The 7,495-nt window shown below is 64.6% G+C and carries 6 protein-coding genes; 3 read left to right on the top strand and 3 right to left on the bottom strand.

Annotated elements, in window-relative coordinates:
• Nucleotides 1-246: 246 nt before the first annotated feature.
• The 3 genes from ESZ60_RS04460 to denD are packed head-to-tail and all read right to left on the bottom strand — an operon-like array spanning nt 247 to nt 3,901.
• The gene (locus ESZ60_RS04460; protein WP_134679211.1) at nt 247-2,028 is read right to left on the bottom strand and encodes an IlvD/Edd family dehydratase; all 1,782 of its coding nucleotides are present in this window, start codon (nt 2,026-2,028) and stop codon (nt 247-249) included.
• On the bottom strand, nt 2,025-2,912 hold the full coding sequence (locus ESZ60_RS04455) for an NAD(P)-dependent oxidoreductase (RefSeq protein WP_245155574.1): 888 nt from the start codon (nt 2,910-2,912) through the stop codon (nt 2,025-2,027). The genes ESZ60_RS04460 and ESZ60_RS04455 overlap by 4 nt, the downstream gene beginning before the upstream one ends.
• A 5-nt stretch (nt 2,913-2,917) precedes the next feature.
• Nucleotides 2,918-3,901: a D-erythronate dehydrogenase gene (denD, locus tag ESZ60_RS04450; RefSeq protein ID WP_134679209.1), complete on the bottom strand. Its 984-nt coding sequence runs from the start codon at nt 3,899-3,901 to the stop codon at nt 2,918-2,920.
• 114 nt (nt 3,902-4,015) lie between these two features.
• Here denD and ESZ60_RS04445 point away from each other — a divergent pair, with 114 nt between their 5' ends.
• From ESZ60_RS04445 to ESZ60_RS04435, 3 genes are all read left to right on the top strand, one after another.
• Nucleotides 4,016-5,446 (top strand): FAD-binding oxidoreductase, encoded by a 1,431-nt coding sequence (locus ESZ60_RS04445; protein WP_134679208.1) that lies wholly within the window; start codon nt 4,016-4,018, stop codon nt 5,444-5,446.
• A gap of 32 nt (nt 5,447-5,478) precedes the next feature.
• Nucleotides 5,479-6,195: a FadR/GntR family transcriptional regulator gene (locus ESZ60_RS04440; RefSeq protein WP_134679207.1), complete on the top strand. Its 717-nt coding sequence runs from the start codon at nt 5,479-5,481 to the stop codon at nt 6,193-6,195.
• A gap of 133 nt (nt 6,196-6,328) precedes the next feature.
• Nucleotides 6,329-7,495, top strand: coding sequence for a fumarylacetoacetate hydrolase family protein (locus ESZ60_RS04435; protein ID WP_134679206.1), 1,167 nt, complete (start codon nt 6,329-6,331; stop codon nt 7,493-7,495).

Below are 7,495 nucleotides of genomic sequence, written 5' to 3'. Positions count from 1 at the left end.
TCGCTCTTCTTTCCGGGCAGGTGCGGCTCAAGGCGCAGCCAAACCCTATCCGACACCACAAACCGCTGTTCGTCCATTCAGGCCTCCCTTTGGAAAGCTTGAATCAGAAATCAGCCGCAGCAGGTCCACGGGACCTAATGCGGATCCAGACAGTTTGGCAACGCCAGCCGTATGAATCGGCCCCGACGCGCAGACAGTGCCGACAAGCGCAGCGATCGCGCCCCGCAATCGGGGCGCGACCGTTGGTCAGTGGTTGTGGCGCGGCGGCGTCGTCGAGATGCGCTGGAAATCCTCGGCCCCGCGGATGGTGGCGCCGTCCTCAAGCTGCGTCACCGTTTCGCGATAGATCCGCTGCCACGGCGTGCGCGAGGGCGGCACGGCTGGGATGCCATCGGCCTTGCGGCGGGTGATTTCGACCTCGTCGACCAGCATGTCGCAAGTGCCCGCGTTCAGGTCGAGGCGGATGATATCCCCGGTCCGGATCCATGCCAGACCACCGCCAGCCGCACTTTCCGGCGAAGCGTTCAGGATCGAGGGGCTATCCGCCGTCCCCGATTGCCGCCCGTCGCCCAAAGTCGGCAGGCTGGTGATGCCGCGCTTGATCAAGTGATCCGGCGGCTGCATGTTCACCACCTCGGCCGAGCCCGGCCAGCCCAGCGGTCCCGCGCCACGGATCACAAGGATCGAGCGCTCGTCGATCCCCAGCGCAGGATCGTTGATCCGGGCGTGGTAATCCTCGGAGCCGTCAAAGACGAAAGCCTTGCCCTCGAAGATCCCCTCTCGGCCCGGCTCCGACAGGTAGCGGGCGCGGAAATCGGCAGAAATCACCGAGGTCTTCATGATCGCGAAATCGAAGAGGTTGCCTTTCAGCACGAAGAAGCCCGCGCGCTCCATCATCGGCTCGGCATAGGGCTTGATCACCTCGCGGTCGGTCGCTTCGCGGCCTTCAAGGTTTTCGGCCATGGTCGCGCCGCTGACCGTCGGGCAATCGCCATTCAGCTTCCCGGCTTGCAGCAATTCCCACATGATCGCGGGAACTCCGCCAGCACGGTGGAAACGCTCGCCCAAGTAAGCGCCCGCAGGCTGGACATTGGCCAGAAGCGGGATGTCATAGCCGTAAGCCTGCCAATCCTCGGGGCGCAGATCGACGCCCGCGTGCTTTGCCATTGCCATGATATGGGGCTGCGCATTGGTCGAGCCACCAATCGCCGAGTTCACCCGGATCGCGTTCAGGAAGGCCTCGCGCGTCAGGATGTCCGAGGGGCGGATGTCTTCCAGCACCAGCTCAACCGCGCGGCGGCCGGTGCGATAGGACATCTGGCCGCGCGCACGATAGGCGGCGGGGATCGCGGCACAGCCGGTCAGCGACATGCCAAGCGCCTCGGCAATGGCGTTCATCGTGCTGGCCGTGCCCATCGTGTTGCAATGGCCGACCGAGGGGGCGCTGTCGAGCGCGGCCTCAAGGAACTCCTCGCGGGTGATCTCTCCAGCCGCATATTTCCGGCGCGAGCGCCAGATCACCGTGCCGGAACCCACCAACTCGCCATCATGCCAGCCATCGAGCATCGGCCCGCCCGACAGGACGATCGCCGGAATATCGACCGTCGCCGCCGCCATCAGCGCCGAGGGCGTGGTCTTGTCGCAGCCCGTGGTCAGCACGACGCCGTCGAACGGATAGCCGTAGAGCAGTTCGACCAGACCCATATAGGCCAGGTTGCGATCCAGCGCGGCGGTCGGGCGCTTGCAGTTTTCAAACAGCGGATGCGAGGGAAACTCGATCGGAATCCCGCCCGCATCACGGATGCCGTCGCGTACGCGCTTGGCCAGATCCAGATGGTGGCGGTTGCAGGGGTTCAGATCGCTGCCCGATTGCGCAATGCCGATGATCGGCTTGCCCGAGCGCAGTTCCTCCGGCGTGGTGCCGTAATTCATGAAGCGCTCAAGATAAAGCGCGGTCATGTCGGCATGATCGGGATTGTCGAACCAGTCCTGCGAGCGCAGGCGGCGTTTGGGTTGGTCCGAGGTCATTTGCTCTCCTCCGCAGGGATGGCTGCGTTCATTTCTTCCAGATGCAGCAGCAGGCCGCTGTGATCCGTGTCGCCATGGCCCGAGGCGACGAATTCGGCAAACTCGCCCCGAACCATCTCGGTCAGGGGCAAGGTCAGGTTCGTGGACTGCGCCAATGCCGCAACCGCGTCAAGATCCTTGAGTTGCAGCCGCGACGGGCCGCCGGGGGCAAAATCGCGCTCGACCATGCGCGCGCCGTGCAGTTCCAGAATACGACTTTCGGCGAAACCGCCCCGGATCGCCTCGCGGAACTTGCCGCGATCCGCGCCGCCCGCCTGCACCAGCATCATCGCCTCGGCCACTGCGCCGATGGTGACGGCGACGATCTGCTGGTTCGCGAGCTTGCAGACCTGCCCCGCGCCCGAGGGCCCGACATGGGTGACGCGGCCAAGCGCCGCGAAGACCGCGGCCAGTCGCGTGATGACCTCGGCCTCGCCGCCCGCCATCAGCGCGAGCGTTCCCGCCTCGGCCCCCACGACCCCGCCCGAGACCGGGCAATCGACATGGGCGATGCCCCGGCTCGCCAGGGCCTCGGCATGTTCGCGCGCCAGATGCGGCGCGATGGAGGAGGTGTCCACGATCACCGCGCCGGGGCGCAGGTTCTCGGCCACGCCCTTGGCAAAGATCACGTCGGCCACCGCAGCCCCGTCCGAGAGCATGGTGAAGACGACATCCGCCCCGGCCACGGCCTGAACAGGGCCAATGGCGACAGAAGCTCCGTCAGAGGCCAGCGCCTGCGCCTTTTCCGGGGCGCGGTTCCAGACGGTCACCGGAAACCCGGCAGCCAGCAGACGGCGCACCATCGGCGCGCCCATCAACCCGGTGCCGAGGAAGGCGATCTTCACCCCGCTCAAAGTTGGCCGCCCAACTCGTCCTCGATATGGACGCGGATGATCTCGTCGAAGCTGTTTTCGGCAGTGAAGCCCAACTCGCGGGCGCGCTTGGCCTCGAAGCCGGGGGCCCAGCCCTCGCACATGCGCATGATCATTTCATTCGGTTCGCGGCGGATCAGGTTCACGGCCTTGTCGCCCGCGATGCGGCGCAGGGCCTCGATCTGCTCGCCCACCGTGGCGCTGAGTCCCGGCATGGACAGGTTGCGGCGCGGCCCGACAAGGTTAACGTCGATCGTCGCGCCATGGATCATGAAACCCACCGCCGAGCGCGGCGAGGTGTGCCAATGGCGGATCGATTCCGGAACCGGCAGCACGGCCTCTTGCCCGACCAGCGGCTCGCGCAGGATGTTCGAGAAGAAGCCCGAGGCCGCCGCGTTGGGCTTGCCGGGACGGATGCAGACCGTCGGCAGGCGGATGCCGATGCCGTCGAAGAAGCCACGGCGCGAGTAATCCGCCAGCAGCAGCTCGCTCATCGCCTTCTGCGTGCCATAGCTGGTCAACGGCGTGGTGTGGAAATCGTCCGGGATCGGGAAGGGCAGCGGCGCGCCGACCACCGCGATGCTCGAGGCAAAGACCACGCGCGGACGGTAGCCATCCACGGCCTGCGCCAGACGGATCGCCTCGAACAGGGCGCGGGTGCCGTCGAGGTTGATGCGGTAACCCTTTTCGAAATCAAGCTCGGCCTCGCCCGAAACGATGGCGGCAAGGTGGTAGATCACGTCGGGACGGCTGGCGATGAGCTTCTCGGCGGTGCCTGCATCGGACAGGTCGGCGGTCAGGCAGGCGACCTTTCCGGTAAAGCCCGCAGGTGCCTCGGGGGCAAAGACATCGACCAGCGTCAGCGCGTCGATCGCACGCTCGCCCAGACCACCCTCGGCCACCAGCCGCTGCGTCAGCTTGCGCCCCACCATGCCGGCGGCGCCAATGATCAGAATATGCATGTCGTCCTCCTCCTTCCGAGTCGATCAAACCGGATTTATATGGTTGTCTGATAACCTGATCTCTGTATGATGCAAGCCGTTTTCACGCCACAGGCGACCGGGGAGGGTCACGATATGGAACAGGATCTGCTAGGGATCAGCGCTGCGCTGGCCGAGCGTCTGCGTGCGGCCCTTGGCGATATCGTCCTGACCGGTGCCGAGATGGCCGAATATTGCCGCGACTGGCATGGCGATGTGCAAAGCGGCGCGGTCGCCGTGCTGCGTCCCCGAGATACTGCAGAGGTTTCCGCCGCCGTCCGCGCTACCGCCGAACTGGGTCTGGGCATCATTCCGCAAGGCGGCCGCACGGGCCTTGTACTGGGCGGCGTTCCCGATGCGCCTGCAGGTCAGGTCGTTCTGACGCTGGAACGCATGACCCGCATCCGCCAGATCGACGCCGATGATTTCTCGGCGGTGATCGAGTCGGGTGTCGTGCTGGAGGCCTTCAAGGACGAGGCCGCGAAGCAGGGCCTGTTCTTCCCGCTGGCACTTGGCGCGCAGGGCAGTTGCCAAATCGGCGGCAATGTCTCGACCAATGCGGGCGGGGTGAACGTCCTGCGCTACGGCATGACCCGCGAACTGGTGCTGGGGCTGGAAGTCGTGCTGCCCGATGGTTCGGTCTTCGACGGGTTGTCGAGCCTGCGCAAAGACAATCGCGGCATTGACCTGAAGCAGCTTTTCATCGGGGCCGAGGGCACACTGGGCGTCATCACCGCCGTCTCGGTCAAGCTGCTGCCGCAGCCCGAGCATGTGGCGACAGCACTTCTGGCGTTGAACTCGCTCCCCGACGCAATCGAGCTTTACCGCCGCGCGCGTCGCCAATGCTGCGATCTGATGTCGGCCTTTGAATTCATGCCGCCGCTCGCCTTCCAACTGGCGCAAGAGGGCATCCCCGACCTGCAACTTCCGATCGCGCCCGAACACCCGGCCTATGCGCTGGTCGAGATCTCCGGCTCGGGCCTTGTCGATATCGACGATCTGATGGCACGCTTCCTGGAAGCCGCGATGGAGGACGGGCTGGTCGTCGATGGCGTCGTCGCCCAGTCGCAGGCGCAGGCCAAGAACATCTGGTTGATCCGCGAGGGCATGAACGAAGGTCAAGCCAAGCGCGGCAAGCATATGCGCACCGATATTTCCGTCCCGCTGTCGCGTCTTGCCGATTTCGTGGCTGAGGCCGAAGCCGCTGTGCTGGCCGAAATGCCCGGCGCGATTTGCGTCTCCTATGGCCATGTCGGCGACGGCAACGTGCATTTGAACGTGCTGCCCGATCCCTCGCTGGGTCAGGACAGTTTCGATGCTCAGATCCTGAAATCCAAGAAGATCGTGAACGCGGTTCTGGACCGTTTCAACGGCTCGATCAGCGCCGAGCATGGCATCGGTCGGCTTAAGAAACTTGATTTCGAGCAGCGCCTGCCCGAGACGCGGCGTCGGCTTCTGCTGGCAATCAAGAATGCCATCGATCCGCGCTGGACCATGAATCCCGGTTGCCAGATCGACCGGACCTGACGAGGCTCAGGATGGAAACCAAGGGAGGAACCATGGTTCAGGGATTCCGGCAGATCGCTCGCAATGAGCATTTGCCCGCGCGCATCGCCGCGCAATTCGCCGAGCGCATCCATCGCGGCGACATCAAGCCGGGCGACAAGCTTCCGACCGAAAACGCCCTGTCGCAGACCTTCGGGGTCAGCCGCACGGTCATCCGTGAGGCCATCGCGCAACTGCGCAATGAGGGCCTTGTCGAGACCCGGCAGGGCGTCGGCGCCTTCGTCATCGAACGTCAGGCACGCCATATCCGGCTGGGCGATGGCGGCCAGATGGACAAGCATGCCTTCACCGACCTCTACCAGCTGCGCGTTCCGCTGGAAATCGAGGCCGCGGGGTTAGCCGCCCTGCACCGCTCGGACGAAGAGATGCAGCGGCTGGACGCGGCACTCGCCAAGATGAACTCGTCGATCGACTGGAACACCGAAGGCGTGGCGGCGGATCTGGAGTTTCACCGCATCATCGCACTGGCGACCGGCAACCATTATTTCGACCAGTTCATCAGCGCCGTCGCCGACCGGGTCGGCCATGCCATCGTGACCGCGCGTGAGCAGATCATGTTCGACGAGATCATGGCGATCACCATCGACGAGCACAGCGCGATCCGCGACGCGATTCTGGCACGTGACCCCCTCGCGGCACGCGATGCAATGCGCCGTCACCTGAAAGGCTCGGCCAACCGCGTCGGATTGGAACTGGAATTCTTCGGCTAGTTTCTTGTGCGATCTTCCGATTGACGGTGGACATAAAAGAAGCCTGCGGATAATCATCTGGTCATAATGTTGTCTGACACCATTGTGTGTCTGCGTGACGCGTGGAGGTGTCACGGAAGAATGGGAGGTTGCGATGTTGGCAACTCAATTGTTGAAGGCCGAGGGCATTCTGCCCGTCGACGCGGAAAGCGCAGTCCTTATCGGCCGCGTCTGGTCGAATGTGGCAAACGGCCCCTGCCCCGTCACCCTTCGCAATGGCCGCGTTCTGGATCTGAGCCAGATCGCCGCGACGGTCTCAAGTCTGCTGGAACGTGATGATCTGCTGGGGCTTGTCGCCTCGGGCGACCTGCCCGATCTTGGCGCGCTGGATGATTTCCTGAACGGCTCGGCCGGTCGTCTTCTGGCTCCGATCGACTTGCAGGCCGTCAAGGCGGCAGGCGTGACCTTTGCCGACAGCATGTTGGAACGCGTGATCGAGGAACAGGCCCGCGGCGACAGCGCCCGCGCCAATGAGATCCGCGCCCGCCTTGCGCCCGTGATCGGCGAAAGCCTGCGCGGCGTCGCCGCCGGGTCCGAGAAAGCCGCTCAGGTGAAAGCGCTGCTGCAGGAAATGAACCTGTGGTCGCAATATCTCGAAGTCGGCATCGGGCCGGACGCCGAGATCTTCACCAAGGCTCAGCCGATGTCCTCGGTCGGATGCGGCGACAAGGTCGGACTGCATCCGATCTCGGAATGGAACAACCCCGAGCCGGAAGTGGTCATGGTCACCCGCTCGGATGGCACCATCCTTGGCGCGACCTTGGGCAATGACGTGAACCTGCGCGATGTCGAGGGCCGCTCGGCGCTGCTCTTGGGCAAGGCCAAGGACAACAACGCCTCCTGTTCGATCGGTCCGTTCATCCGTCTGTTCGACGGCAGCTTCACCCTTGCCACGGTCGAGCAGGCCGTTGTCACCCTGCTGGTGCAGGGCGAGGACGGGTTCGAGATGACCGGCGAAAGCCCGCTCGCCGCGATCAGCCGCAAGCCCGCCGACCTCGTCGGGCAGATGCGCAACCGCTCGCATCAATATCCGGATGGTGCGGTTCTGTTCCTCGGCACCATGTTCGCGCCCGTCAAGGATCGTCGCGGCGCGGGACAGGGTTTCACCCATGAAATCGGCGACCGGGTCGAGATTTATGCCCCTTCGCTCGGCCGCCTCGTGAACTGGGTCGATCGTTCCGACGTTTGCCCGGAATGGGTCTTCGGGACCCGCGAACTGCTGCGCAACCTGGTGGCGCGCGGCCTGGGGGAGAAGGTCTGA

Source organism: Paracoccus ravus (assembly GCF_004522175.1).
Lineage (GTDB): Bacteria > Pseudomonadota > Alphaproteobacteria > Rhodobacterales > Rhodobacteraceae > Paracoccus > Paracoccus ravus.
The sequence above is the reverse complement of the archived record's forward strand: the minus strand, read 5'-3'. Positions and strand labels throughout refer to the sequence as shown.